The sequence below is a fragment of the Arthrobacter sp. M2012083 genome (assembly GCF_000281065.1).
In the GTDB taxonomy this organism is placed as follows: Bacteria; Actinomycetota; Actinomycetes; order Actinomycetales; family Micrococcaceae; genus Arthrobacter.
Window position 1 is genome coordinate 151,393 of record NZ_AKKK01000009.1, and the last position, 26,390, is coordinate 177,782.

Annotated in this window: 21 protein-coding genes; 12 read left to right on the top strand and 9 right to left on the bottom strand. The window is 62.9% G+C overall.

The window, feature by feature from the left end; genetic code table 11:
- Positions 1-5 precede the first annotated feature (5 nt).
- Both A477_RS0106295 and A477_RS0106300 read left to right on the top strand, forming a co-directional pair.
- On the top strand, positions 6-4,949 hold the full coding sequence (locus tag A477_RS0106295; RefSeq protein ID WP_017198171.1) for an ATP-dependent helicase: 4,944 nt from the start codon (positions 6-8) through the stop codon (positions 4,947-4,949).
- Positions 4,942-5,772, top strand: coding sequence for a DNA-formamidopyrimidine glycosylase family protein (locus A477_RS0106300; RefSeq protein WP_017198172.1), 831 nt, complete (start codon positions 4,942-4,944; stop codon positions 5,770-5,772). Before A477_RS0106295 ends, A477_RS0106300 begins: the two co-directional genes overlap by 8 nt.
- A gap of 198 nt (positions 5,773-5,970) precedes the next feature.
- Here A477_RS0106300 and A477_RS0106305 read toward each other — a convergent pair whose 3' ends face one another.
- Complete coding sequence (locus A477_RS0106305; protein ID WP_026005395.1) at positions 5,971-7,233, bottom strand: ricin-type beta-trefoil lectin domain protein; 1,263 nt, start codon at positions 7,231-7,233, stop codon at positions 5,971-5,973.
- Positions 7,234-7,575: 342 nt separating this feature from the next.
- Here A477_RS0106305 and A477_RS0106310 point away from each other — a divergent pair, with 342 nt between their 5' ends.
- From A477_RS0106310 to A477_RS0106320, 3 genes are read left to right on the top strand one after another with little or no spacing between them, the layout of a single operon-like run.
- Complete coding sequence (locus tag A477_RS0106310; protein WP_017198174.1) at positions 7,576-9,459, top strand: glycosyltransferase; 1,884 nt, start codon at positions 7,576-7,578, stop codon at positions 9,457-9,459.
- Positions 9,460-9,508: 49 nt separating this feature from the next.
- Positions 9,509-9,946, top strand: a complete 438-nt coding sequence (locus tag A477_RS0106315) for an STAS domain-containing protein (RefSeq protein WP_017198175.1) — start codon at positions 9,509-9,511, stop codon at positions 9,944-9,946.
- Positions 9,937-11,169 (top strand): glycoside hydrolase family 26 protein, encoded by a 1,233-nt coding sequence (locus A477_RS0106320; RefSeq protein ID WP_017198176.1) that lies wholly within the window; start codon positions 9,937-9,939, stop codon positions 11,167-11,169. Before A477_RS0106315 ends, A477_RS0106320 begins: the two co-directional genes overlap by 10 nt.
- A gap of 17 nt (positions 11,170-11,186) precedes the next feature.
- Here A477_RS0106320 and yczE read toward each other — a convergent pair whose 3' ends face one another.
- A complete protein-coding gene (yczE, locus tag A477_RS0106325; protein WP_026005397.1) occupies positions 11,187-11,816 on the bottom strand; it encodes a membrane protein YczE in 630 nt (209 codons plus the stop codon).
- A 61-nt stretch (positions 11,817-11,877) separates the two neighbouring features.
- On the opposite strand from yczE, the gene yczR reads away from it, so the two are divergent.
- Entirely contained in the window at positions 11,878-13,332 is a 1,455-nt protein-coding gene (yczR, locus tag A477_RS0106330; protein ID WP_017198178.1) for a MocR-like transcription factor YczR, read from the top strand.
- Here yczR and A477_RS0106335 read toward each other — a convergent pair.
- Positions 13,329-13,823 (bottom strand): DUF4188 domain-containing protein, encoded by a 495-nt coding sequence (locus A477_RS0106335; protein WP_017198179.1) that lies wholly within the window; start codon positions 13,821-13,823, stop codon positions 13,329-13,331. The genes yczR and A477_RS0106335 overlap by 4 nt on opposite strands.
- Before the next feature lie 88 nt (positions 13,824-13,911).
- Here A477_RS0106335 and A477_RS0106340 point away from each other — a divergent pair, with 88 nt between their 5' ends.
- Positions 13,912-14,487, top strand: a complete 576-nt coding sequence (locus A477_RS0106340; RefSeq protein WP_026005398.1) for a TetR-like C-terminal domain-containing protein — start codon at positions 13,912-13,914, stop codon at positions 14,485-14,487.
- Positions 14,488-14,496: 9 nt separating this feature from the next.
- On the opposite strand, the gene A477_RS0106345 is transcribed toward A477_RS0106340, so the two are convergent.
- Both A477_RS0106345 and A477_RS0106350 read right to left on the bottom strand, forming a co-directional pair.
- Positions 14,497-15,189, bottom strand: coding sequence for an SRPBCC family protein (locus tag A477_RS0106345; protein WP_017198181.1), 693 nt, complete (start codon positions 15,187-15,189; stop codon positions 14,497-14,499).
- Positions 15,182-15,853, bottom strand: a complete 672-nt coding sequence (locus tag A477_RS0106350; protein ID WP_017198182.1) for an ArsR/SmtB family transcription factor — start codon at positions 15,851-15,853, stop codon at positions 15,182-15,184. Before A477_RS0106350 ends, A477_RS0106345 begins: the two co-directional genes overlap by 8 nt.
- Before the next feature lie 151 nt (positions 15,854-16,004).
- On the opposite strand from A477_RS0106350, the gene A477_RS0106355 reads away from it, so the two are divergent.
- The gene (locus A477_RS0106355; RefSeq protein WP_017198183.1) at positions 16,005-16,934 is read left to right on the top strand and encodes a pseudouridine synthase; all 930 of its coding nucleotides are present in this window, start codon (positions 16,005-16,007) and stop codon (positions 16,932-16,934) included.
- 77 nt (positions 16,935-17,011) lie between these two features.
- On the top strand, positions 17,012-17,668 hold the full coding sequence (locus A477_RS0106360; RefSeq protein ID WP_017198184.1) for a PH domain-containing protein: 657 nt from the start codon (positions 17,012-17,014) through the stop codon (positions 17,666-17,668).
- 34 nt (positions 17,669-17,702) lie between these two features.
- On the opposite strand, the gene A477_RS0106365 is transcribed toward A477_RS0106360, so the two are convergent.
- Complete coding sequence (locus tag A477_RS0106365; RefSeq protein ID WP_017198185.1) at positions 17,703-18,260, bottom strand: O-acetyl-ADP-ribose deacetylase; 558 nt, start codon at positions 18,258-18,260, stop codon at positions 17,703-17,705.
- Between the two features lie 53 nt (positions 18,261-18,313).
- Here A477_RS0106365 and A477_RS0106370 point away from each other — a divergent pair, with 53 nt between their 5' ends.
- On the top strand, positions 18,314-18,958 hold the full coding sequence (locus A477_RS0106370; protein ID WP_044568415.1) for a DedA family protein: 645 nt from the start codon (positions 18,314-18,316) through the stop codon (positions 18,956-18,958).
- Positions 18,959-18,973: 15 nt separating this feature from the next.
- Here the strand turns inward: A477_RS0106370 and A477_RS0106375 are convergent, their stop codons facing one another.
- The 3 genes from A477_RS0106375 to A477_RS0106385 form a co-directional block, all read right to left on the bottom strand.
- On the bottom strand, positions 18,974-19,279 hold the full coding sequence (locus A477_RS0106375) for a hypothetical protein (protein WP_017198187.1): 306 nt from the start codon (positions 19,277-19,279) through the stop codon (positions 18,974-18,976).
- Positions 19,280-19,385: 106 nt separating this feature from the next.
- Complete coding sequence (ppc, locus tag A477_RS0106380) at positions 19,386-22,184, bottom strand: phosphoenolpyruvate carboxylase (RefSeq protein ID WP_017198188.1); 2,799 nt, start codon at positions 22,182-22,184, stop codon at positions 19,386-19,388.
- Positions 22,185-22,340: 156 nt separating this feature from the next.
- Positions 22,341-23,954 carry a sigma-70 family RNA polymerase sigma factor gene (locus A477_RS0106385; RefSeq protein ID WP_026005399.1) on the bottom strand — a complete coding sequence of 538 codons (1,614 nt, stop codon included), beginning with the start codon at positions 23,952-23,954 and terminating at the stop codon, positions 22,341-22,343.
- A 383-nt stretch (positions 23,955-24,337) separates the two neighbouring features.
- Between A477_RS0106385 and A477_RS22090 the strand changes: the two genes are divergently transcribed.
- Positions 24,338-24,862 (top strand): hypothetical protein, encoded by a 525-nt coding sequence (locus tag A477_RS22090; RefSeq protein WP_017198191.1) that lies wholly within the window; start codon positions 24,338-24,340, stop codon positions 24,860-24,862.
- Between the two features lie 102 nt (positions 24,863-24,964).
- The gene (locus A477_RS23265) at positions 24,965-26,287 is read left to right on the top strand and encodes an Ig-like domain-containing protein (protein WP_017198192.1); all 1,323 of its coding nucleotides are present in this window, start codon (positions 24,965-24,967) and stop codon (positions 26,285-26,287) included.
- Positions 26,288-26,390 lie beyond the last annotated feature (103 nt).

A 26,390-nucleotide genomic window follows, 5' to 3' on the forward strand; every position in this document is an offset into this window, starting at 1 on the left:
GAGGAATGCAGGAGCCGCAGGCGCCGGATGGCGCCATCAGCCGATTCAGCCAGGCAACCAGGGAATGGTTCCTAGGCGCTTTTTCCGAGCCCACACCCGCGCAGGATGGGGCGTGGAACGCGATTTCCTCCGGCTCTCATGCCTTGGTCGTGGCTCCTACTGGCTCCGGCAAGACACTTGCAGCTTTTCTCTGGGCCCTCGATCGCCTGCATTCCAAGCCCAGTGACACGCTGCCGGGACTGGAGACCGTCCCGGCCAACGGCAAGGGGCGGGCGAAGCGCCCCAAGACCAAGACGCGCGTCCTCTATATCTCGCCGTTGAAGGCACTGGGTGTGGATGTGGAGCGAAACCTCCGCGCACCCCTGATCGGAATCACCCAAACCGCCAAACGTTTAGGGCTTCCGGCACCGCTGGTCACAGTCGGCGTGCGTTCAGGAGATACGACGGCGGCCGATCGCCGCACGCTGTTGACCAACCCGCCGGACATCCTCATCACCACCCCGGAATCCCTGTTCCTCATGCTGACGTCCCGTGCACGGGAAACGCTCAGCGAAGTGGACACCATCATCATCGATGAAGTGCATGCCGTAGCCGGAACCAAGCGCGGCGCGCACTTGGCCGTTTCCCTGGAGCGACTGGACGCCCTGCTCCCGAAGCCTGCCCAGCGTATCGGGCTCTCCGCCACAGTCCAGCCTCGCGAGTTGGTGGCCCAGTTCCTGGCGGGGCAAGCTCCGGTGGAAATTGTCGCTCCGCCATCCAAGAAGAACTGGAACCTCACGGTCACGGTTCCTGTGGAGGACATGTCGGATCTGCAGGGCGCTGCGGGAGCATTCGACTCCGGGCCAGCATCGGGCCTGCAACCCCAGGCTTCCATCTGGCCGCATGTGGAGGAGCAGATCGTGGATCTGGTCCTGTCCAAGCAGTCCACCATTGTCTTCGCCAATTCCCGTCGGCTGGCGGAACGTCTCACGGCCCGGCTCAACGAGATCTACGCTGAACGCCAGTTGATGGCGGTGGGCGGTAGCGAGTGGGCGGCTCCTGGGGCGGCCGACGCCAACCCCGGAATCCCGGCTTCCACGGCCACTCCTGCGCACATGATGGCGCAGGCTGGAAGCACCACCGGCGCCGATCCTGTACTGGCCCGCGCGCACCATGGTTCGGTTTCCAAGGACCAGCGGGCCATGATCGAGGACGACCTCAAGTCCGGCAGGCTCCGCTGCGTTGTGGCAACCTCGTCGCTGGAGCTCGGCATCGATATGGGTGCCGTGGACCTGGTGGTCCAAGTGGAGTCACCCCCGTCGGTGGCCAGTGGGTTGCAGCGCGTCGGGCGTGCCGGGCACCAGGTCGGCGAGATCTCCGAAGGCGTGCTCTTCCCCAAGCACCGCGCGGATCTCCTGCACACCAGCGTCACCGTTGAACGCATGCTGAGTGGGCAGATTGAACGCCTGAGTATTCCCGCCAACCCGCTCGATATCCTGGCCCAGCAAACAGTGGCGGCTACCGCCTTGGGCAGCATCGACGTCGAGGAGTGGTTCAGCACTGTCCGTCGCTCGGCGCCGTTCGCGAGCCTGCCACGCTCGGCTTTCGAAGCCACCCTGGACCTCCTGGCCGGAAGGTATCCTTCGGACGAATTTGCAGAACTACGGCCCCGCATCGTCTGGGACCGGCATGCCGGGACCATTGAGGGCAGGCCCGGTGCCCAGCGCTTGGCAGTGACTTCCGGTGGCACGATCCCGGACCGAGGACTGTTCGGCGTGTACATCATCGGCACGGAAGTCGAGGGCTCAGCTTCTCCAAGCAGCGCTGACGGAAATGAACCGACTGCCTCGGCCCGTGCTGCCAAGGGAGGACGCCGCGTTGGTGAGCTCGATGAAGAAATGGTCTACGAATCCCGGGTGGGAGACGTCTTCGCCCTCGGTGCCACCAGTTGGAAGATCGAGGACATCACCCACGATCGCGTGCTGGTGTCCCCCGCTTTTGGCCAACCCGGCAAACTTCCCTTCTGGAAGGGTGATTCCCTCGGCAGGCCCGTAGATCTGGGCCGCGCGCTGGGTGCCTTCATCCGGGAGCTGTCGGCCGCAGACGAAGCCCCGGCCATGGAACGTTGCCAGGCCAGCGGATTGGATGCCTTCGCCGCAAGCAACCTGATCCAGTACCTCAGGGAGCAAAAGGAAGCCACGGAGATTGTGCCCAGCGACCGAACCCTGGTGGTGGAACGCTTCCACGATGAACTCGGCGATTGGCGGGTAGTGCTCCATAGCCCGTTCGGCATGCCCGTTCACGCCCCGTGGGCACTCGCTGTAGGGCAACGACTTCAGCAGCGATATGGCTTGGATGGGTCGGCGATGGCGGCCGATGACGGCATCGTGCTGCGGGTACCCATGATGGAAGACGAACCACCCGGTGCTGAGCTTTTTCTCTTCGACCCGGAGGAACTCGAACAAATCGTCACCGCCGAAGTAGGGGGCAGCGCCCTGTTCGCATCCCGGTTCCGCGAATGTGCCGCCCGTGCCCTGCTTCTCCCCCGCCAGAATCCGGCCAAGCGCCAGCCCCTGTGGCAACAACGCCAGCGCTCTGCCCAGTTGCTGGATGTCGCCCGGAAATATCCTTCATTCCCCATCGTTCTCGAGACAGTGCGGGAGTGCTTGCAGGATGTTTATGATCTGCCAGCCCTGAAAGACATTGCGGCATCCGTGGAGCGCAGGGAACTGAGGATCGTGGAAACCACCACGCAGCAGCCCTCCCCTTTCGCGAAGTCCCTGCTGTTCGGTTACGTGGCCCAGTTCCTCTACGAGGGCGACTCCCCCTTGGCGGAACGGCGGGCTGCCGCCCTCGCCCTCGACTCCACACTCCTCAACGAACTCCTTGGCCGCGTGGAACTGCGCGAACTCCTGGACGCCGCCGTCATCGATTCAACGGAGTTGGAACTGCAGCGCCTTGCCCCGGACCGACGGGTTCGTGGCATGGAAGGCGTCGCGGACCTACTGCGGCTGCTCGGTCCGCTCAGCGTTGAAGAAGTAGCTGAGCGGCTCCAAGGGCTGGAGCAAACTGAGCTCCAGGGGGTAGATGGCCTCGGGGAAACCCCGGCGGCGGCGCCACATGGCAGCGTCGTGGACGCCGGATCCCACCTTGCGGCATTGCAAAAAACCAACCGCGCGCTCAAGGTAACCATCGGCGGCGTCGAGCGTTTTGCGGCAATTGAGGACGCTGCGCGACTCCGTGACGCCATTGGTGTTCCGCTGCCTATGGGCGTGCCGCTAGCGTTCATCGAGCCGGTCAGCGATCCCCTGGGGGACCTCGTTTCGCGCTACGCCCGCACCCACGGACCGTTCACCGCGGCGGAGGCTGCAGCAAGGCTGGGACTGGGCGTGGCGGTGGTCAATACTGCCCTTAAGCGCCTGGCTGGTGACGGCCGGGTGGTGGAAGGCGAATTCCGCCCACACGCCGTCGCGGAGCAGCCCTCCGAGGCAGCCGACTCAGAGCTCATGAGCGTGGACGCCCCGCCGTCCAGCGAATGGTGCGATGCCGAGGTCCTGCGAAGACTGCGGCGTCGCTCGCTCGCCGCGCTGCGGGCCGAAGTGGAACCCGTGGACACCGCCGCCTACGGCCGGTTCCTGCCGGCATGGCAGAACGTGACCTCGCCAGGTAAGTCCCGAAGCCAGGCACTTAGGGGGTTGGACGGCATCATCACTGCAGTGGACCAACTGTCCGGAGTGCCCATACCGGCATCCGCTTGGGAACCCTTGGTACTTGCGAGCAGGGTAGCGGACTACAAACCGGCAATGCTGGACGAACTCATGGCCGCCGGCGAACTCCTATGGTCCGGCGCAGGATCCCTCCCCGGTAACGACGGCTGGATCAGCCTCCACATAGCCGATTCCGCTGAGTTGACGCTCAACCCAGACCCCGAATTCGAACCCGGCGATGCCCAGCAGCGGCTCTTGGAGCATTTCAGCGCAGGCGGCGGCTACTTCTTCCGGCAACTCACGGATGTAGCCGGTGGCATGGACGCAGTGTTGAGCGACGACGCCGTGGTGTCTGCCCTCTGGGACCTCGTCTGGGCCGGCCGCGTCACAGGCGATACCTTCGCTCCCGTGAGGGCCATGATCGCCGGAGGGAAAACCGCGCACCGGCAAGTCGCCAAAGCGCCGAGGGCCCGCGCCCCGCGCATGAGCAGGCTTGGCCGTTCCCATGGGACGGGCCTGCTGGGCTCTCCCGGGCTAACGGGTGGTCGCTACGGCTCGGCCACAGGCGGTGTTGCGCCTGCACCGCCGTCGGCAGTGGGTCGCTGGTCAGCGCTTCCCGCGCCGGAGCTGGACCCCACTATCCACGCCCGCGGCACGGCTGAGCTTCTGTTGGACCGCTACGGCGTGGTGACGCGTGGGTCGGTCATGGCGGAGAACATCATCGGCGGATTCGGGCTCATGTATAAAGTGCTGGCCCGTTTGGAGGAAGCCGGGCGTTGCCGCCGCGGCTACTTCATCGAGCATCTGGGGGCCGCCCAGTTTGCCGTCCCTGCCACAGTTGACCGATTAAGGTCGTTCACGGAGGACGCCCGTATCTCCAAAGCCGAGCCATCCGCGCTTGCACTTGCCGCTACTGACCCCGCCAATCCTTACGGTGCTGCCCTTCCTTGGCCGGCGCTCTCCGTTGACGCCGGTTCCGGGCACCGGCCGGGGCGCAAGGCCGGAGCGCTGGTGGTGATGGTCGACGGCGCGTTGGTCCTTTACGTCGAACGTGGCGGCAAGACGCTGCTCACCTTCAGCCAGGACGACGCCGTGCTGACGGTTGCCGCACAGGCGCTGGTTGATGTGGTGCGACGCGGGGCCGTGGACAAACTCTTCATGGAGAAAGTCAACGGCCACGATCTCCTGGAAACACCGATCGCCGTTGCCCTGGCGGCCGCGGGCGCCTACTCCACTCCGAAGGGACTCCGTATCCGTGCCTGAAGGCGATTCCATTTGGCGTGCCGCGTCACGGCTGAACGAGGCGTTGGCCGGGAAGACCATCAACGCCTCCGATTTCCGCGTGCCACGATTTGCCACCCTGAACCTGGCGGGCTGGACCATGGCCGAGGTTGTTCCCAGGGGAAAGCACCTGCTCATGCGCTTGACGGGCCCTGCTGACGAGGAACCCGGTGCCAGCAGGAAACCCCGTGCCCTGACCATCCATTCCCATCTCAAAATGGAGGGAAACTGGATGATCTATCCACCGGGTGGTCGCTGGACCAAACCCGGCCACACGGCCCGGTGCGTGCTCCGCACGGACTCCGTAGACGCCGTCGGATTCTCGCTGGGCATCCTGGAAGTGGTGCCCACAGCTGAGGAAGACAAGATCGTCGGACACCTGGGGCCGGACCTGCTCGGCCCCGACTGGGACGAGGAAGAAGCGCTGCGCAGGCTTCGCGCCGAACCGGACGTCACTGTGGGATTCGCGTTGCTGGACCAGCGGAAGCTTGCGGGCATTGGCAATATCTATCGATGCGAGGCGTGCTTCTTGTCCGGCATTCACCCTGCCCTGCCCGTACGAGACGTCCCTGACCTTGCCAAGACAGTCAACGACGCCAAACGGCTCCTCGGCGAAAACCTGGGTCCCGGGCGGAGGACCACCCTGGGGCCGCGCGCCATGCGTCCCGGGTATTGGGTGTACGGCCGGGAACGCCAACCGTGCAGGCGCTGCGGCACTGCTGTACGTCGCGGCCTCCTTTCCGGACCGGACGGAACGGAAGAACGGGACATCTACTTCTGTCCGCGCTGCCAGCCGGCTCCATAGACCAGCACAAAGCTCAACAAGGTGCCGGACCACAACAAGAGGCCGGGCCTGGCCACTTAAAGCCGGCCAGGCCCGGCCAACAACCGCCGCGACGGCCGCGCGCACCTGCCAGCCCGGCCCGCTACTCCAGGAAGCTCCCCAGCCGCCCCAGCAATAGCCGCCGGACACCGCAAGCTGCGCGCCGCCGTCGGACGTTTTCTACGCCATCCGCCACCACTTTTGGTTGGTGGAACCGGCGCAATCCCACAGCTGCAACCTTGCACCGTTGGATGAATTCCAGTCAGTCGCGTCCACGCACTTGTCCGCCTGCGGGTTCACCAGATCCCCAGCGTTGTTCAGGACGAATTGCTGTGCCGGACTGCCATTGCAACTGGTGAGTTGGACCCGTGCACCGTTGGCCGTTGATCCCCACGCCACGTCCATGCACATTCCCAGTGACCGAATAGTGCCGTTGTCAGCGAAAGTCCACTGCTCCGACGCTGCCGTATCGCAGTCCCATAGTTGCAAGGGGACCCCATCAGTAGCCTGCCGACCGGCCACATCAATGCACTTGCCGGCATAGCCCTGGATGCGCGTGCCGGCCGCAGAGGAAGGCGCCGCCGGAACGGAAGCAAGCTCATACACGCGGACGTAATCAATCAGCAGCGACTGCGGAAACGCCGTATCCGAGGCTGGTGCGCCGGGCCAGTAGCCGCCCACGGCGAGGTTCAGGAGGAGGAAGAAGTTGTGGTCAAACACCCACGGTCCGGGAGTTGCTGCCTTGGTCTTTCGTGAGAAGGCCGTTCCGTCGATGTACCAGGTGATGGACTCAGGCCCCCAGTCCACCGTGAACGTGTGGAAAGCATCGCCCAAGGCTTTACCATCGGGCAGGGTGTAGCTGGCGTTGGAGGCGTTGGCCCCGGAGTAGCCCGGGCCGTGGATGCTTCCCCAGACCGTTCCGGGTTCCTTGCCAACGTTCTCCACGATGTCGAGCTCGCCGCTGGTGGGCCAACCGTCGGAGAAGACGTTGTCGCCGAGCATCCAGAAGGCGGGCCACATGCCGTGCCCCTTGGGCAGTTTGAGTCGGGCTTCAAACCGACCTTGTGTTCGGCTGAACTTGCCGGCGGTCAGGAGCCGCGAGGACGTGTACTGGCACGTCCCGTAGTGGCACTCATATCCGGCAGGATTCTCCCTCCGGGCAGTGATGGCCATGTTTCCCTGCCCATCCGCTGCAGCATTATTCGTGCTGTTGGTGTAGTACTGCAGTTCGCCGTTGCCCCAGCCGGATCCTCCGGTGTCGTGAGTCCATTTTCCGGGGTCCGGGGCCGTGCCGGCGGGGCCATTGAATTCGTCGCTCCACACCAGTGATCCAGGTGCGGGCATACCAGCGGCTGCCAGCGCGGACGGTTCCGGGGCTATGAGGGTAGCTGCGATGGTCAGGCCGGCGACGAGCATCGTCAGGGGCATGAGTCTTCGCTTCATGGTGCCACTCTGAGGGCGCCTCCCCATGGCACGCAAGCCTTTTCGAGGCGACACGCAAAACGTCACGGCGTGGAAATAATCAACGCAGGTTTACTTTTCAATGCCGTAACGAGGATGAAATATCGGCGGGAGATGGTGGAACCAGGAACCAATTGGCTTGATGGGAATTTCATCGGGTTTATTGGAAAAAGGACATTCCGTTCGCAGCCGAATTCCTTCCCTTGAGCATCGATGATGCAGCTCCAGGCGCGTCAGCCGTGTCCTCCCAAACTTCGCTCTGAGGAGCGTTTGGACATACTGGCGCGCCTTGGCCTTTTCCCCAGCAGTTACCGGAGGCTAAAGATGGGCATTTACAGACAAATACTGGTAAGGATCCTTGCAGTTCTTGTGGTTTCCTTTGGATTGATTTACATCAGCTGGCGCTGGTCGAGCACTGTCGCGTGGGATGCCTGGTGGATCTCGCTGCCCCTCGTGGCCGCTGAAACTTACAGTCTCGGCGAATCGGCACTTTACGCGGTGGCCATGTGGAACGCACGACGACGTCCACCTCCCCCACCTGCCCTGCCGGGCAGATCGGTGGACGTTTTCATTGCCACCTACAACGAGCCGCTGGACTTGGTGCTCAAAACGGCCATCGCGGCCAGAGACATGGAGTACCCGCACGAGACCTGGATCCTTGACGACGGCGACCGGGCGGAATTTGCCACCGCAGCCCGCCGGATCGGCGTCGGGTATATCACCCGAGGTCCTGAGTGGGATGGCCGGCAGCGCTTCGCGAAGGCAGGGAACGTCAACAACGCCCTGTCCATGACGACGGGCGAGTTCGTAGCCATCTTTGACGCAGACCAAGTCCCTGAACCGCGTTTCCTGGACCGCGTCCTGGGCTATTTCGATGCCGAGGAAGTGGCTTTCGTCCAGACCCCGCAGCACTTTTGGAATGTTCCGGAACGGGACCCGCTGGGAAGCCAGGCGGAACTCTTCTACGGCCCCATCCAACAAGGCAAGGACGGCTGGGACGCAGCGTTCTTCTGCGGTTCCAATGCTGTCCTACGCCGTGAAGCCCTCATGGCCCTGGGCTTGACGCGATACACGCGGACAGCCACTGAGCAGACCTGGCGCGCTCTGCGTCGGGGCCGATCACGTTTGCAGGACCTTCACGGCGAGCTGGGCAGGCGTCATCCCGCGGCCATGATCGTGGCAGAGCAGGCGTTGGAGGCAGTGGCACGCGCGGAACACCAAGTGCGCAGGGGCGATGTCCTCGCCGAGATCACTTTCGAACTCCGCATCGCCTTCCATACGGCAGCTCTGGCAGTTCCTGACGCCATGGAGGACGTGGTACCGGAACTTGACGCTGTCTTGGAGGCAGTGGATGTGGCTCACACGGACCAAGCACTGGCCATTCACCCCATGGACACCACCACCATCACCGAGGACATGGCAACGGCCATGCACCTTCACGCGATGGGGTGGGGCAGCGTCTACCACCACGAGGTCCTGGTCCACGGGTTGGCCCCTGAAGACGTGTCCACCATGCTCTCGCAGCGGCATCGATGGGCCGCTGGCACCATGCAGGTGTTCTTCAGTGACAATCCGTTGTTTCTTCGGGGCCTCACCGTGGCTCAGCGCCTTATGTATCTGGGCACCATGACGAGCTACCTGAACGGCTTCGCCGCCCTGAGCTATATCGCGGCACCTGTGGTGTTCCTGGTGGCCGGTACTTACCCGCTGACTGCCAGCCCCGTGGTGTTCTTCTGCCTCTTCCTGCCTTTCTTCATTTCGTGCCAGCTGCTCTTCCAAGTAGCGGGCAACGGGTCGAAAGGATTGTGGCGCGGCCAGCAGTGGTCCTTTGCCCTGTTTCCCACCTGGATCGCGGCCACGTGTTCAGGTGCGGCAGCGGTCTTCCTTGGCAAGCATCTCGCATTCTCGGTGACGGCCAAGAGCAAGCAGGACACGGGCCGTGGATTCCACCATGTCAGGCTACAAGTAGCTGCCATGGCGTTGCTCGTTGTGTCCTCGTTCATCGGCATTGCCCGAGTCTCATCCGGGGAAGCGCCGCTCTATCCCACCCTCATCACGTTGGCCTGGGTTGTCTTGGACCTGGCGCTTTTGAGCGTGGTGATCGGTGCCGCAAGGTATCGGGGGCCCGGCGATAACCTCGTTGAACCGATGCCCACTCCTCAGGAGCTCACCAGCGTCCTTGGTGCCCCCATCAAACCCACACCCTGACCGCACCCATCAATTAACGCCGTTCCAACCCCCAGCAAGGAGCGACCCCATGTCCATGCTCTCCCATGCCCCGAACACCACCTCCGCCGCCTTGAAATCGGTGGATTTGACCATCACCGGCGCCTTGGACGCCGCTACAGTTCCCGCCATTCGCCAAGCAACCGCCAAGGCCGCCGCGGACGGCCCCGTCCTGGTCCTGCTGGATGTCGCGGCGGTGACATCGGTGGGAGCATCAGGCGTAGTAGGAGTGTTTGAGGTGCTGCACCTGCTCCGATCGCGCGGTGGCGATCTCCGCCTTTTCGGCGATTCCAGCGAGCTCCAGGAAACCCGCCTCCAAGCCCATCTGGGTCACGTCGCGCGTATCTACGCAACGCGCCAAGATGCCGTCGACGGCGGTGCAGCACTCGTGCGGCCACGCGGGCTTGCGCCCCGCTTCAGTTGGCGGACTCTCTTCAGGCGTCGTCATCGTTCCATCGGATGGGGCTGACAGTGGAACAGACTCCTCCCACTTTCACGGGACACCCGAACAGAAAACGCCGGCGGGCCAGCCTTCTCATCCCCTTGGTGGTGACGGCCCTCGCTGCCACGGGATTGGGTTTTGCTTCCAAGGAGGTGGTGCCGGTAGTCCAGGCCCTGTCACTCTGCCGGGCCGGCGATGCTTCCACTATGATCCCCAAGGACGGTGTGCTTCTGGGCGTGAACCTCGATTGGGACTCGGAGACATTGGCCGAGCACCGGGAAAACCTCGGCCATGATCCGGCGGTGGTAGTGCAGTTTTCGGATATCCCCTACGACGACGAAACGTGGGCTCACACCACCAACGCCGTCACCCAGGTCCGCCCAACAGGGGGCGTGTTGCTCCTGACCTTGGAACCGCACGGCGGCCTGGAGACCATGAGCGACGAAGTGATCGCCAAACTGGCTACCGACTTACGGGCCATCAACGATCAGGGGACGCCCGTCGTCGTACGTTTTGCGCATGAAATGAACGGGTCCTGGTATTCCTGGGGCCAGCAACCGCTGCGTTATGTGGAAGTATTCCGCAAAGTGGCCGCTGCAATTCATGCCGGGGCGCCGGGCTCGTCCATGATGTGGGCCCCGAACTATGGTGGCGGCTACCCGTTTACAGGGGGCCAATTCGCGGCCCGTCCGGGAACTGCCGATTTCGCCGCGCTCGACACGGACCGTGACGGCGCGCTGACCATGTCTGACGACACCTATGCGCCCTACTACCCCGGGGACGACGCCGTGGATTGGGTGGGAGTTTCGCTGTATCACTGGGGCAACCAGCGGCCGTGGGGAAACAACGACATTTCGGAGCCAGGCAAGTTCCTCGCCATGCTGACCGGCACCTATAGCGGCACCGCCGGCGACGACAGTTCCGTCCCGGATTTCTACCAGGTGTACGGGGTGGACCATAACAAGCCGGTAGCCATTCCGGAGACCGCGGCTATCTTCACCCCGGCTCGCGGCGGGGCGTCCGAGCTGGACGTCAAGCAGGCATGGTGGCGTCAGGTCTTCTCCGCTGGTACCCACCAGAAGTACCCGCAGTTGAAGATGATCAACTGGTTTGAGTGGAAGAAGTACGAGATCGAGATTAACGACGACGTCGACTGGCGGAGCGCTGGATCGCCCGCCATCCGAGATGCCTTCAGTGAGGACCTGCCGGACTGGTTGCAGTATGGCGAGGACCTGGAGGCATGCCGCTAGGCGTCAGGTGCGGCTTGTCAGGCAGCCGGCGCGGCCTCCACGGCTTCCGTGGGGGCCGTTGCCTTTACCCGTTCCGGGACCATGAACTTGGGCAGCAACACCTGCACGATCGGGCCGATCGCCAGAGCATAGACCACCGTACCAACACCAACGGAACCGCCCAGCAGGAAGCCAACAGCCAGGACAACCACCTCGATTCCGGTGCGGACCAAGCGCACGGACCAACCAGTTCGGCGGACAAGCCCAGTCATCAGGCCATCACGGGCACCGGGTCCAAGGCGGGCACCGATGTAGCAAGCGGACGCGATGCCGTTGAGGATCACGGCACCGGCGAGCATGGCGATCTGTCCGCCCAGGTGTGAGAACTCCGGGATGAGCCACAGTCCCAGATCGGCGAAGAGACCCACAAGAATTGCGTTGGCGATGGTTCCGATCCCTGGCATCTGCCGGAGCGGGATCCACAGGAGGAGAACCAGAAAGCTGACCGCGATCACCACAACACCCATGCTGAAGCCGGTCTTTTCGGATACGCCTTGGTGAAACACATCCCAAGGGTCCAAGCCCAGGCCGGCGCGGATAAAGATGGCCAAGGAGATGCCGTACATCGCGAGGCCGATCAGGAGTTGAGTGATTCTTCGGGTCATCATGAAGTACATCATCCAAGAGAACTGGCCTTGTAATCCATAGCCAGTTTGGAATACTGGTCTTATGTCCACCTCCCTGAATCCCACCGCGCTTGTTCGCCTCCTCGGCTCTTGGAACTCCGGCGCCCTGCCCGCCTACCGCGAGTTGGCCGACGTCGTGCGTTTGCTGGTGATGGACGGGCGCATCCCGTTGGATGTCGCACTGCCCAGCGAGCGGGCACTCGCCCAGACACTCGGACTCAGCCGGACCACGGTCACTGCCGCATATGCGAGCCTGCGCGAACAGGGGTTCCTCACTGCAGGCCAGGGCAGCCGTGGGCGGACGCGCATCCCCCACCGCACCGCACCAGTAAGCGCTCCCGGACTCGCGGTTCCCGAGGGGCTTCTGGATCTCGCATACGCGTCACTACCTGCGGCCGGCGAAGTAGTGCACCGGGCATTCGCCGATGCGCTGACCGAACTGCCGGCCCGCTTGCCGGGGTTCGGGTACGACGCCGTGGGAGAGCCGGCCCTCCGCGAAGCCATCGCAGAGAAGTACACGGCGGAAGGGGTGCCAACGTCGCCGGGCCAGATACTCGTCACGTCCGGCGCACAGCACGCCCTCAACATTGTGCTGCGCGCCCTGGCCGGAAAGCAGGACCGGGTCATGGTGGAACACCCCACATACCCCAACGCCCTGGACGCCATCCGCGCCGCCGGCTGCAAGCCGCTGCCAGTGGCGCTGCCCTCGGGCACCTCGCCAGCCTGGGACATCGATGCGATGGTGGCCACCATGAACCAGCAGCGCCCCGCCATGGCCTACTTGGTACCGGACTTCCACAATCCGACCGGGCGCATCATGTCCGATCTGCAACGCCGACGCCTCACGCGGGCGGCCGCTGCTTCCGGAACCGTGTTGGTGGTGGATGAAACCCTGCGTGAGTTGAATCTCGACGGCGTCCGCACCGCGCCGATGTCGTCGTTCAGTCCTGCAGTGGTTTCCATCGGGTCGCTGAGCAAATCGCATTGGGCGGGCCTAAGGACCGGGTGGATCCGGGCAGACGAGTCCCTGATTGTCCGCTTTGTCGCCGCGAGGACAGTCATGGATCTGGGCGGGCCAGTGGTTGAACAACTGGCGGCGGCGCGCCTTGTCCGGTCGTTCGCGGAACCGCTTGATGCCCGCCTCGAAGAGCTCAGGCACAACCGGGAATCACTGCTGGGGTTGATCGCTGAGCGTTTACCGTCGTGGGAGGTGGAGCGACCGCGGGGTGGACTCACTGTGTGGTGCCGCCTGCCGCTTGCATCCAGCACGGCCCTGACCGTGCTCGCGCCCGACTTTGGCGTTCGTTTGGCGGCCGGACCCCGTTTCGGTGTGGGTGGCGCGTTCGAGCACTACCTGCGCGTCCCCTACACCTTGCCCGCCGCGCAGTTGGAGTTCGCCGTCGGTGCGCTTCGCGCCGCCCAGGACAAGCTCGACGCCTCGCCCCACCTCCGCCGGACGCTCAAGACAGAGCGGCCACCCGCCGTCGCGGTCGCCTAGGCCGCCGCCCGCTTGGTCCCGCCCATCCGCTGTTTCGCCGTATTACTGCCTGGCCCTACCGGTGTATGCGATGTTGCCTTTGCCAAGCCGAACAGAGGCATGCCGTTGTACACAACTTCGATACCAGACGCCGGGACTTGGTACGTCTCGTGCCACACGCCTACGTCGCCGCTGCCCGCGAACTCCTTCATGAATTTCCGCCACGGTCCCAGATGCGGCGAATCCCTGTCGGCGGCAAAGCGCCTCAGATGCTCTGGACTTTCCCAGTAGCTGAGCAGGATAGTGGTCCGCCCGAACCATTGTTCGCTGCCCAGGAGACCGGCGTCCGGGTTGCTCGCGAGGTGCTGCATCATGGTTGGCATGGCCGACGCCACTTTGGCGACACGGCCGAGCTTCCACCACCGGTTTGCCCGCATTCCGATGAGGAAGACGGTCACTGTATCGCGCCCGATGTCCGCTGTGAAGCGGCCGGGGAAGATCTCCTGTGCCATGTGAATCCTTCAATTGGGAAACCCCGGATTTTCCGAAGCCGGGTTTCATAACGCTGTTATGAAACAATGTTATGAAACACTTGATGGCATGGCAAGACCTGTAGTGCATGATCAACACGTCCAGGATCGGCTGCTGGCGGTTACCGCCGAACTGGTGGACCGCGAGGGTCCGGCCCGCGTCACCCTTCGCGACGTAGCAGCAGCGGCAGAAACGTCCACCACGGCGATCTACTCCCTCTTCGGCGGGAAGGCGCAACTGCTGACCGCCGCCGTCGACGAAGGTTTCCGCTCCTTTGGCGAGTCCCAACGCGGTGCGGCCAAGGACGGACTGCTTGGACTGGGCCGGGCCTACCGAGTCTGGGCGCTGGAGCACCCCGCCCTTTACCGCCTGATGTTCGGCGGTGCGCTGGCCGCCTATGTTGATTGCAGCCCGACGCCGGAAGTCGCCTCCGAATCAATGCTCCCCCTCGTGGAGGCGGTAGTCGCCGCCCAGTCAGTGGGCGCTCTGCGCAAGGACGACCCCGCACTCATGGCAATGGCCATCTGGGGACAGGTCCATGGGCTCGTCAGCCTGGAGCTTGCGCAGATGAATGATCCCGCCACCGATTGGGCCTCGATCTACGAGGCCGCCCTGGAATCCGTGGCGCGGGCTTGGGCGGAGTAACCGGAACTACTACGCGTACACCTTCTCCAGGAACGCACCCCAGGCCTTGGCCGTAAGTTCTGCATCGCCGGAGCCGCTGAACTCGTGTACCGTCATCCCGACCGGGGCGCCGAATGCGTTCCGACCGAAGAAGCGGTACATCGTGTCCGCTGTCCGGAGGCCCAGAAAGTTCTCGTTGGAGAAGTCCACTACCCCGGCCAGCCGCCCAACGCCGTCGACGTCCACATCCACTGCGGTACCGGCGGCCACACCGTCCACGCCCAAAGCCTTCTTCAGCTGCACAAAACCATCCACTGCCTGCGAAGAAGCAGGCGCCTGAATGTCCGTGAAAACCGCGGGCTTGCCGTCGAAATACTGCAGGTACTGGCCCAACGTGTGCAGGTAGAACTCGGTGTGCTTACTGGCGCCGTCGTATTGCTCGTCCCAGTTCTCGGCAAAGATCCCGCTGTGAACGTAGTGCAGCTTGGCGCGGCCACCCTCCACCGGCTCCAGGACATGTTCCAGTTGGTTGAACCAGCCGTCAGGGCCGTCCATCCGCGACACCAGATGCGTGGGGTATTCCTGGACGGTTTTCACATCCGGCCACTGATCCGTGGGGAACATCCAGGCCGGCGTGCCCTTGGTGACCGCCTCCCACACGCGCTCCGGGGTTCCGGGCAGTTCAGTGTCCGCCACGATTTCGAATTTCCGATTGTCAGTCATTGCTTTGGTCCTTTTCTGCTGTTTGTTCCGTTGAAGAACGTTGTGCCGTTGAAGAAAGTTGTGCCGTTGAAGGCGTCTTGAGTGCGGGGTGAAGTACGACCACGAGCCGGTGCTTGCGTGCGCCACTCGCCACTGCGGTAGCACCGCCGTCGTGGTACTTATCGACGAGCCGCGTCACCGCCACGCCAAGCTCTTCCGCGAAAGCCGCGCGTTCGGCAGCCGAGCGGAAGGTGATCTCGCCGTCGATCGCGAAGCTTGCCAGCTTCTTCTTTGCCACGGCAGCGCCGGCGATGAGCTTGCCCATCTCCTGCACGGTGCGGGAGGCCAGTGAAAGCAACCAGAAAGCGGAGAACCGGTCAGAGAAGCGCCGCGGATCCGGCGCCACAGACGCCAGGGCGATAGGCGAGATCAGATACGAGGCCGCCGTTGCACGCAGGACGCGCTCAGTGACGTTGCCCTTCCGGCGCTCTTCCACCAGCTCTACCAAACCGTGCCGTTCGAGGGCTTTGAGGTGGTAGTTCACCTTTTGCCTGGGCAACCCGACCTTCGCGGCCAGCTGCGTGGCGGACGCCGGTTCGACGAGCTCCTGCAGGATTCGGGTGCGGATCGGATCCAGCGACGCTTCCGCTGCGGCCGGGTCCTCGATCACTTCGATGTCCAACATAGTTCAAGTATGCTCACCGACAACTTTTATTGTCAAGAACTTTTTTATCGTCGGAGGATCCTCCCGTTGCGCGGCCCGCTCTGCAGGCTCTGAGCGCGATTTGGGGTGCAGAGCGGGCCTCGCAACGCGACGCCGGTAGAATTGTTCGGTGATGCAATCCCCTCTCCCCGTGCGCGACGGCGTTAACGCGACCCGCCTTCGCCTGCCGGACGAGGGACCGTGGACCACCGCGATGGACTACATGATGCACCGCTGGGGCCACATCGATCCGCAAGGCATCGAGGACCGTTTCGATGCCGGCGAGATCGTGGGCGAAGGTGGCGTCCCGCTGAACCGCAGCACCAAGCTGGAGGACCACACCTTCATCTGGTACTACCGGACACTCCCGCCCGAAACCCGCCTGCCCGTGGAAATCAACATCCTCCACCAAGACGAACACATCCTGGTGGTGGACAAGCCGCATTTCCTCCCCACGACCCCCGGCGGCACCTACATCCAGGAATCCGCGCTGGTCCGGCTCCGGAACCTGCTCAACCTCCCGGACCTCATCCCCATGCACCGCTTGGACCGCATGACGGCCGGCCTTCTGCTGCTCTCCACCAACCCGGAGACACGCGGCAAGTATCAGGTCCTCTTCGAGAAGCGCCAGGTCCAGAAGGAATACGAGTGCGTGTCCGCCGCGACACCGGCCGCAGGCTATCCCGCCGTCGAATTCCCGGTGGTTGTCCGCAACCGCATGACAAAGTCCCGCAACTACCTGCTTGCCGAAGTCATTGACGGAGAACCGAACGCGGAGACCCGCATTGAACAAACAAAAACGTTCGACGCCGGAACTCACCAGCGCGCGTTATACCGGTTGGAACCGCACACCGGAAAGACGCACCAACTGCGCGTGCACATGGCCTCGCTTGGGTTGGGAATCGTCAACGACGCCTTCTACCCTGACCTGCTGGACAAAGCCCCGGACGACTACTCGAAACCCCTTCAGTTGCTGGCCCGCGGCATCACTTTCGTGGACCCCATCAGCAAGCAACGCGTGGAATATCGCAGCAAACTGGAGCTCAGCGAAGCCCACGGCTAGGCGCCTCCCACACCCGTTCCACGTGGCTCTGAGCAGGACTACCATGAGGCTTCCAAGGTAGTTTCCAGGAGCGGGAGATGAACAGTTCAGTTGAGCTTGCAGGCGATAGGACCGCATCAGTCTTCGCCTTCTCTGCTGCTGCGGCGGGTGCCATTGGCGTCGCAACCCTCGCCGCAATGTATGCCGTGGAAGTGCCCAAGGGTGGTCCGTTCGTTTTCGGTGCCATCAACGATGCCACCGGGGCCGTCTTCAATGTTCTCGCCATCCCGGTAATCCTCCAGGTTCACCAGCGTCTCCCGAAGGCACCGTGGACCAAACCGCTGAAGTGGGTCACTGTGGCAGCCTGCGCAGCCGGGGCCACGAGTTCGGCGTTGCTGGTATTCAAGGTCCTGGACTTTGGACCATCGACAGCAGTTTCCGTGGTAGCGATCGTCATCCAAGGAGCTTGGTTCCTCGCGGCAAACAACAAGCTTCTCCACGTCGAGGACTACCCGCAAGGGCTCGCAAAGCTTGGCCGGTTCATCGGCGGAGCCCTCCTGATCGGCCTTCCCGTGGCTGGCCTCGGCTTCCTTATACCCGGGCCCGAGTGGCTCCGTTATGGGATCATGGGCGCGGGCGTCATCGCCGGGGCATCGTCCTGGACCGTCTGGCCCTACTGGTACTTCAAGGCCGGCAGGTTCCTCGGCCACAAACACGCAGTGGACGTGCCCGGTGGAGCACCCTCAGCGGCATGAGGTCAGCCAACCCGTGCGAGTCGCTAGAACCCGACTAGGAGTCAACCCCCGGGGAGGAATCAAACACAGCCTGGAAGACCGCCGTCGTCTCCTCCGAAAACAGCACGAACTCCACCAGCTCAAGCGGGCTGTCCTCAGCTCCGGAAGCTGAAGACGACGACGAAAACCACCTTGCGGCGTCGAGTGCTACCTTCGCGACCTGACCGGCGTCCCAGCCATAAATTCCGGCGCTGATCGCAGGGAAAGCGATGGATCGTGCACCAAGCCCGGCCGCCACCTTAAGGCTCTCGCGGAAGCACGACGCGAGCAGCGCCGGATCGGTTTGACCCGCGTGCCGGTTGGGTCCCACTGTGTGGACGACCCAGCGTGCGGGGAGCCGGAAGGCGGGTGTAGCGACGGCGGCACCCACCGGAAGTCCGTCCTGGAACTGCGTCCGGCGCAGCCCGCGGCATGCCTCGAGAAGTTCCGTGCCCGCTGCCCTGTGGATGGCGCCGTCCACTCCCCCTCCGCCCAGCAGTGACGAATTGGCGGCGTTGACGATCGCGTCCACCGAACGCGTGGTGATGTCACCTCGCAGAATCTCGATTCGCATGGCCCAGTCTCACCCGCGAGCGGGGGACCCGGCAAGTGCGGTACCTTTTGCCCATGGACATCATCGCTCCAGAGACATGGGGATCCGCGATTTACCTGTGGATTGTTCCCATTGTGTTGGGCGACGCCATCTTCCCGCCCATCCCCTCCGAGATGGTGGTGATCACTGGCGGGGCACTGGCAGCCGACGGCCACGCAAACTTCTGGCTCATCCTGTTCCTGGCTGCCTTCGCTTCCTGGCTGGGCGACATGGCCGTGTTCATGCTGTTCAAGCGGCGTATCAGCCACGTTCTGGACCGGTGGTCGTGGGGCCGCCGCGTCCACCGCGGAATCCACGAGGCCATCGCTAAAGCCGGCCGCTCGTCAACCTACGGCGCCATCATCGGCGCTCGATTTATCCCCGGCGGCAGGCTCGCCACTTCATCCGCGGCAGGCATCGCCAACGTTTCGGTCCGGGGGTTCAGCCTGTGCGCCGGGCTGGGAGCGGTGCTGTGGGCCGTGTGGCAGGTCGGCTTGGGATACTTCACGGGATCCACCACCAAACTTCCCTTTTGGGCCAGCTCACTCATTGGGGTGGGGCTGGGATTGGTCATCGGCGTGGTGGTCGGTTTGATCGTCACCCGTCGCCGCGGCAGCCGATCCCCAGTAGACGAACCGTTCGACGCCGACAAACCCGGCGACGTGCCGCAGCCCGAGTAGGGCTGGCTAACTGTTCTAAACCGGCGACCAACGGCCGCGGCTGCGGCGCAACACGTAAAGGCTTCCGGTGACCGCTACGCGTTCGACGGCGTCACGCATCATGGCTGCCGACGTCCGTGCTTCGTCGTTCTCGCCGGAGTAATCCCGGTCGCCCACTGCGAAGCGCAGGCTGATCTGGGGTACGCCTCCCACGATGTCGAGCTGGTTCGATTCGACATGGTGGCGCGTTTCCAGCGCTTCCACTGCTGCGGCCATCACCGATTCGGGTGCGTTGCCCGGCTTAAGGCCAGTGATCTTCAACTTGGTCTGGAACGACGGCATCCCACCACCCTAACGCTCTCGCACCTCCCACGTCCTTGGACGGATGCCTCTCTCACATGGTGAGAGAGGCATCCGGAAAATCCCGAGGGATGTGAGAGAAGGTTTGCTAGCCGGTGTTGCGCAGGCCTGCAGCTACACCGTTGACGGTGATAAGCATGGCCCTCTGGAGCCGCTCGTCGATCTCGCCTCCAGAGAGCTGCTCCTCACGCACACGGCGGAGCAGCTCCACCTGCAGGTAGCTGATCGGATCCAGGTACTGATCGCGGATTTCGAGTGAACGCTTCAGTGTCGGTTGGGCATCCAGGAGTTCGATCTCTCCGGTAAGCCGTTCGATTTCGGCCACAGTGAGCTCGTACTCGTCGCGGATCATGTGAAACAGCCGGTGCAGTTCCTCCGGGACCAGCGACGAAACGTAGTGTCCCGCAATTTCCATGTCCGTCTTGGCCAAGGTCATTTCCACATTGGAGATCACAGAGCGGAAGAAGTGCCAGCGGTCCATCATTTCCAGCAGCTGATCGGTGTCGCCAGCTTCGCGTGCGGCTTTCAGGCCTGAACCCACGCCGAACCAGCCCGGAACGATCTGGCGTGACTGGGTCCACCCAAAAACCCAGGGAATTGCCCGTAGGCCACCGAGGCCGGCACCTGAATCCGGACGCTTGGAGGGCCGCGAACCTATGTTCAAAGAACCCAGCTGTTCCACCGGCGTAGACGCCAGGAAGTAAGCCGGAAGCTGGGGATCATCAATCAAGGTGCGGTAGCGGGCGAACGCTGCATCCGAAATGGTTTCCATGACGTTGGCGTACCGCTCACGTTCGTCATCCGAGGTGCGCGGAGTACGGTGCAGGGCCGAACCCTGCATCACTGCGGCGAGGGAAAGTTCCAGGTTTTCGCGGGCGAGCTCGGGCAGGGAGTACTTATCGGAGATGACCTCACCCTGCTCGGTGAACTTGATCTCGCCTTCAAGCACGCCGTTCGGCTGGGCCATGATGGCATCGTAGGTGGGTCCGCCACCACGGCCCACAGATCCTCCGCGGCCGTGGAACAGGCGAACCCGGACGCCATGCTTGGCAGCTACGTCACGCAGCTTGCGCTGGGTCTTGTGGATCTCCCACTGGCTGGTCATGACGCCGGATTCCTTATTGGAATCGGAGTAACCCAGCATGACCTCCTGGATGTCTCCCCGGAGACGGACAAGTTCCCGATAGGACGGATCGGAAAGCAACTGGTCCACGATCTCGGCCGAAGCCCGGAGTTCCTCCACCGTTTCCAGTAGCGGAGCGAACCCGATCTTGGCGTGGGGTTTGCCGCTGAAGAGATCGATCAGGCCAGCTTCCCGGGCAAGCACTGCTGCAGCCAGGACGTCATCGGCACCACGGGTCATGGAAATGATGTACGTTTCCACAACGTCCGGGCCGTACGTATGCAAGGCCTGGCGGATACTCCGGAAGACGTCATACGTACCGTCTGCAGTGCCTTCAAGCTTGATCGGGTGGCCGGACAGCGGGCGGCGGGAAGCCAACTCGGCCCCAAGGAATGTGAAGCGTTCCTCACGCGTCAATTCACCGTAGGGCTTTTCAGTGCCGAGCCGGTCCACCAACTGCCCCACGGCATCGTGGTGGTAATCGGCGTGTTCGCGGATATCCAGTGTTGCCAGGTGCAAGCCAAAGGCCGCGATTGCCCTGCGGACGCGAGCCAAGGCGCCGTCTGCCACCAACGCGGCGGAGTGGTTCCGCAGCGAGGCCTCAAGCAGCCCAAACTCCGCAAGCAACTCAGCAGTGGTGGCGTAGTCACGGCCCGGCTCGTGATAAGTGGAAGCCGTGATACGGCGTCCCGTATTGAGGAGCTTGGCCTTGATGCAGGTCAGTTTGAGCCTGTAGGGCTCCTGCGCGTTCAGTTCAAGGATGCGCTTGTCCAGTCCGGGGAGGTTCTTGAGATCCCGGGCGATCGAATCCAGCAGCTCCTGGTCGGCCCCAAAAAGGGCCGTTGAATTGGAGAGCACCGAGATGAGTTCGTCGATGAGGGCAATGCTGATGCGGACAGCATTCTGGTTCTGCAACTGCAGGATTTCCCTGGTGACAGCAGCAGTGACGTTCGGGTTGCCGTCACGGTCGCCACCGATCCACGAACCAAACTTCAGGGGTGCAGCGGCGGCCGGGAGCGTGACGCCATGCTCGGCCAGGAGTTCTGAAAGGTCGGTCAGCATTTCCGGCATTGCGTCGGTGAGGATGCTGTTGAGGTAGTAGATGGCGTTTCGAGCCTCATCCACAGGGGTGGGGCGGACCTGGCGGAGCTCGTCGGTTTGCCACATTTGGTCGATGATTTCGGCGAGTTGTCTGTCCTGGCGGCGCCGCGCGGAAGTCCCCTCCGTGGTGGGCTCAGCAAGGACGTCCGATAGTTTGCGGACTTTGTCCAACACCGAGCGACGTGAAGCCTCTGTGGGGTGTGCCGTGAAAATAGGGCGGACGTCGAGTTCGTTGATCACATCCTGCAGGACCTGCGGACCCGCTTGGCCGGCTATTTCTGAGACCGCTTTTGCCAGCCAGCCGTCTTTTTCCTGCCGGGTACGCAGTCCACGAACGCGATGTACCTGCTCGGCCGCGTTGCTGAGGTGGAAGTAGAACGCAAAGGCACGGACCAAGTCAGTAGCCTGGTCCAGCGGCAGGGAGGCGAGCAACTCCCGGACCTGGGCAACGACGTCGTGGGCGCTCCAAGGGCCGGTGGCATCCGCGCCGCCCCGCGCAGCCTCCTTTGACTCCTTGGTCAGCAAGCGAACCTGTTCCACGAGTTGGAGCAGTTCCGGACCGTGTTGTCGCACCAGGGACTCGCCGAGAAGCGTGGATACGCGACGCACGTCGGCACGCAGTTCGGCTGCGAGATCGGTGTCTTGATGGGCAGTGTGAACCATTGATACTTACCTTCGTCATCTGGTTTGGCCCGTACACTGCGCTGGATACTGTGAGCCGGATTACTAATGTTTCCTACGGGATCTTACCCGCACCGAACTCAACAAAAGAATGTGTCTCAGATTTTGGCGTCGCCTTCCGCCGTCGACGTTCCTATGTCAGTAGTTGTAGGAGAACTTGTTAGGAGCCATACCCGGGCCACTCAAGGTGTAGCTCAGTTCGCGGTCCTTCTTGTTGCCCTTGGAATCGGTCACTACATGGAATTGAAGATCGTCCCGTTGCACAGAGCTGCTGGTACAAACAGCAACGCGTCGGCTCTCCAGCGCGCAGGTCCATCCGTCCGGAGCTTGAAGGGAACCTTCCACTATCCATGCATCCGCGGCCACCGAAAATACCGCCTTGCCACTACCCAAGGGGCTTGCACCTGAGACCCGGAAGTCGATGTCCATGCTGATGTTCCCGGCTTCCCGGCCTGGGTTTTGCCGCACAGAGCCCTGAACATCGGCCGGAACGGTGGCCTTGGGGATTGCAGAGAGTGCGGGAGCGGGTGTGGGGGCTGGTGCTGCAACCGGGGACTGGGCCGCGGAGGGCCCTGCGGGCGTATTCTGTGCGGGCCTCTCCTGTGCGGGCAGCGTCAGTTCTGACGCCCCTGAAGGTACCTCCACCGGGGTTGGTAGCAATTCCTCCGGGGCCGGAGGCAACTCTGCCGGAGGGGTAGATACGGGGAATGGTGTGCCGCTGGGCGTGGATGTAGCGGGCGGCGCCGCCGGTTCACTTCCCCCGGGTGTACTGCCAGTCTGCACAGCACGCTGCTGCGAATAGGTCTCCGGAGTCAGGTGATCCACGATTCCTATGGACCCCAATACAAGCCCCACCCCGGCTGCCGCGACTACGGCCAGGACTATCGGTTGAGCGAGCGCCGGTGCGATCAGTGCAGCTTTAGCGGGAAAAACCGCGCCTAAAACACCCAGCCCAGCGCTTTTTCCCGCCCAGATCGTGATGGGAATACCCGTAACCATGGGAAGGAGCACTGCCCGCATGCTTCCTTGAACGTCCTTCAGCTCCGCGAGGGCGGCCGTACATGTGGAGCAGCCATTCAGGTGATCCCGAACCTTGCGCTCGGTGGCTGCTGACAGTCCACCGCGGATGAAGTTGCCGAGTTTTGAAGCGAACTCGGAACACGCGCCATCGGCCTGTTCGGCGATATGGCACTGCAGGTATTGCCTCCTGAGGCCTTCGCGCGCACGGAGGGCGAGCGCTGAAACCGCATTGGGAGAAAGCCCCAGAATTGGTGCCACGGCTGCGGGCTTCATGAGTTCCACGTCCAAGTACCACAGCACTGCCTGCCACCGTTCCGGCAAGGTGCGGAAGGCTTTGGCCACGGTGCGCGACTCGAAAGCGTTGATGGCGGCATCTGAGTCGGCCAGGGCGTGATCCAGGACAGAATCATCACCGCTGGGCAGGACCTTACCGGCCTTTCGGTTCCGTTGATGGGACAACCTGGTAACTGTCGATAGCAGGTATGCGCGAAAGAATGTATCCGGCCCCCTCCCGGCCACGAGGCCTTGCAGCACAGCTTGAAAAGCCTCTGCCACTACATCCTCGGCATCACTTGGATTGTCCACGTTGCGTCGGGCAACGGTGGAGGCAATGGACACGTGGCGCTCGTAGAGACCATCGAACGCGGACATATCCCCGCTCCGGACCAACTCAATAAGACGCCCATCGTCGTCGATTTTTGATTTGCTGCCTGCGTGTGAACTCTGTGCCATCTATGGCATCCCCAAACCGTAAAGAACCCTGCCCATATATATGGAGTGGGGGGTAGAGGCAAGTCGTGACGCGTTTTTCTACATAGTCTTTATCAAGGCCTGGGGAAAGCGCTCCGTCACGAACCAGCTGGTCAGCGCACTATTCGGATATGACGTTGTTCCGGACCAAATCCTTCGCCAAATGCGCATTTTCACGGTATCTATTGCAGCGAAGATGGCAAACGACCAGTTACAAGATGGGGTGGCGCTTCCGTGCGGATTGGTTCGTGCCTGAGGTCCGGACAATCGTAACGTCGCTCGCCACTGGCACAGCGATTCCGGCGTGCAGGGCGAAATTACTCGGAGCGGCCCGCGCCACGAATGGTGTGGGTATCAATGAGGCCATGAACGACCTCCGCGCGTTGTTTGTGGCTGCTGAACAGCCCGTTGACATCGACGCCCTTCAATCACTGGCAGAAGGCTGGGCGGAGGTCGCAGAAGCAGCCGCACCCGTCTCATGCACGGATGTCTACACGGGTTTGGTCACCCACGCGCACTTCCAGCGACGGATCCACGAGGTATCCACGTTAGGGCCGGAGTCCACTGGTTCGCATGCCCTGGCGATCATTCGGCTGCCCGGCCCCCGCCACAGCCGCGGACACTGCTGGACACTCCTTGCCCGGCTCGGGGAAGCCGTCAAAGGGCAGTTGCACGGAACCGGTTCCATGGCCATGTACCAAAATTCCGCTGTCCATATCCTCTTCCCTCTCGGAGAACGCAACCTGTCACGGCTACTGGGATGCAAGGCCGTGCTGGAGGCTTTGGAGGACGGGACGCTGAGCCCTGCGCGCATGATGTTCTACCCGCTTCCTGCAGCAGGAGCGCCGGCGTCAGCAACCCCCATTGTCGCAGGGCAGGACCCCCGCTGAACTTACCGGTCCGATCCCGAGCTGCAACGTCACGAACCTTCCACTGCCAACACTCACCCTGTGACGGAACAACACCCAAGGATTCGAAGGACCATCCAGAAAATGAACAATCAGATCCATCTAAAAACCGTGTCGCTGGTGACTGCGCTGCTGGCCGCTCTCACGGCTGTCTTGGGCTTGGGGTTGACCGCCCTTCCGGCCACTGCGGCAAATATTCCGGAAGCGGACATCACCATCAGCACGGAATCAGTAGTTACCAAGCAATGGGATCAAGTGGATGTGAAATGTACATGGTCTGTCCCCGACAAATCGCAGCCCGGGGACACCTTCAGCCTTCAACTCCCCGCTGAACTGCGCTGGTTTGGCGCCACTACCTTCGACCTGAAAAATCCGGCTGGCCGCACAGTTGCCACCGCAGCCGCGAATGACGCCGGCCTGGTGGTCTTCACCCTGACCGATTTCGTGGCGTCGCATCCCTTGAATGTCGGCGGAGAGTGTTCCTTCACTACTCAGTACGCGCTTGAGCCCACGCACGGAGGATCGGAGGAGCTGAACTTCGTTGTTGGTGACAGCGTGGTTCGAGTTCCCGTGACCACCGAACCCTGCACTGAGGATTGCGACCCGGGCGTGCCAACCTCTGCCGGAAAGTCTATGTGGTGGGCAGACCCCGCGCAGACGAAACTGGAGTCGATCTTCTACATGCCACCCATGGCCTTCGAAACCAACGATGTTGTGGTGACGGACATCCCTGCAGCCGGCATGGAAATTAATTGCAGCCAAGTTACACCCCGCGTTGGCAAGGTAGTGAGCACCGCCGGCAACATTGTTGAACCTTACGATAATGGGCAATACCCGGCAACCATCCAGTGCTCCCCGCAGTCGCTGACAGTCAGTTGGCAAGGGCTTCCGAAAGGCGAGCATGTGGAGCTCTTCGTGGTCACAACGGTGACCGACTCCTCCCTGGATGTCTACGAGAACAACGGAACAGTCAACATCTCGGGCGACCAGCACCCCGTTGGTACCGAGACGCGTCGAAGCGTCGCCAGCGGAACGGGGGACGGAACAGCCGAGACGACCCCAACACCGAGCCCGAGCACACCCGCTACGCAGACGCCGACGCCGACTCCGACTCCGACTCCGACTCCGAGCCCAACAACGAGCCCCACCAGCGCACCCCCCGCAACACCGGAACCGAGCCCCAGCACACCCCCCGCAACACCGGAACCGAGCCCGAGCATCACCCCTCCCGTCGTTGTAGTGATTCCAGAGGAACCGGCGGAACCCAACGAGGTGGATGGCCGTGAACAGCTGGCCAACACCGGCGCCCAGGGGCAGGGGTTCATCTTCATTGCCGCAGCGCTTCTGGTCCTAGGATCCCTGTTTGCCTTTGCAGGTGCCCGTAGGTACGGGCAGCGGTCGCACTAAGAATGCGACTGAAATAGCGCTCTTAGGGGCACAACGACAACGATGCGCTGCTCATGTGGTGCGCGCCCATCGTTTCCGTCCATCAATCCCGGCTCCCCCCGGC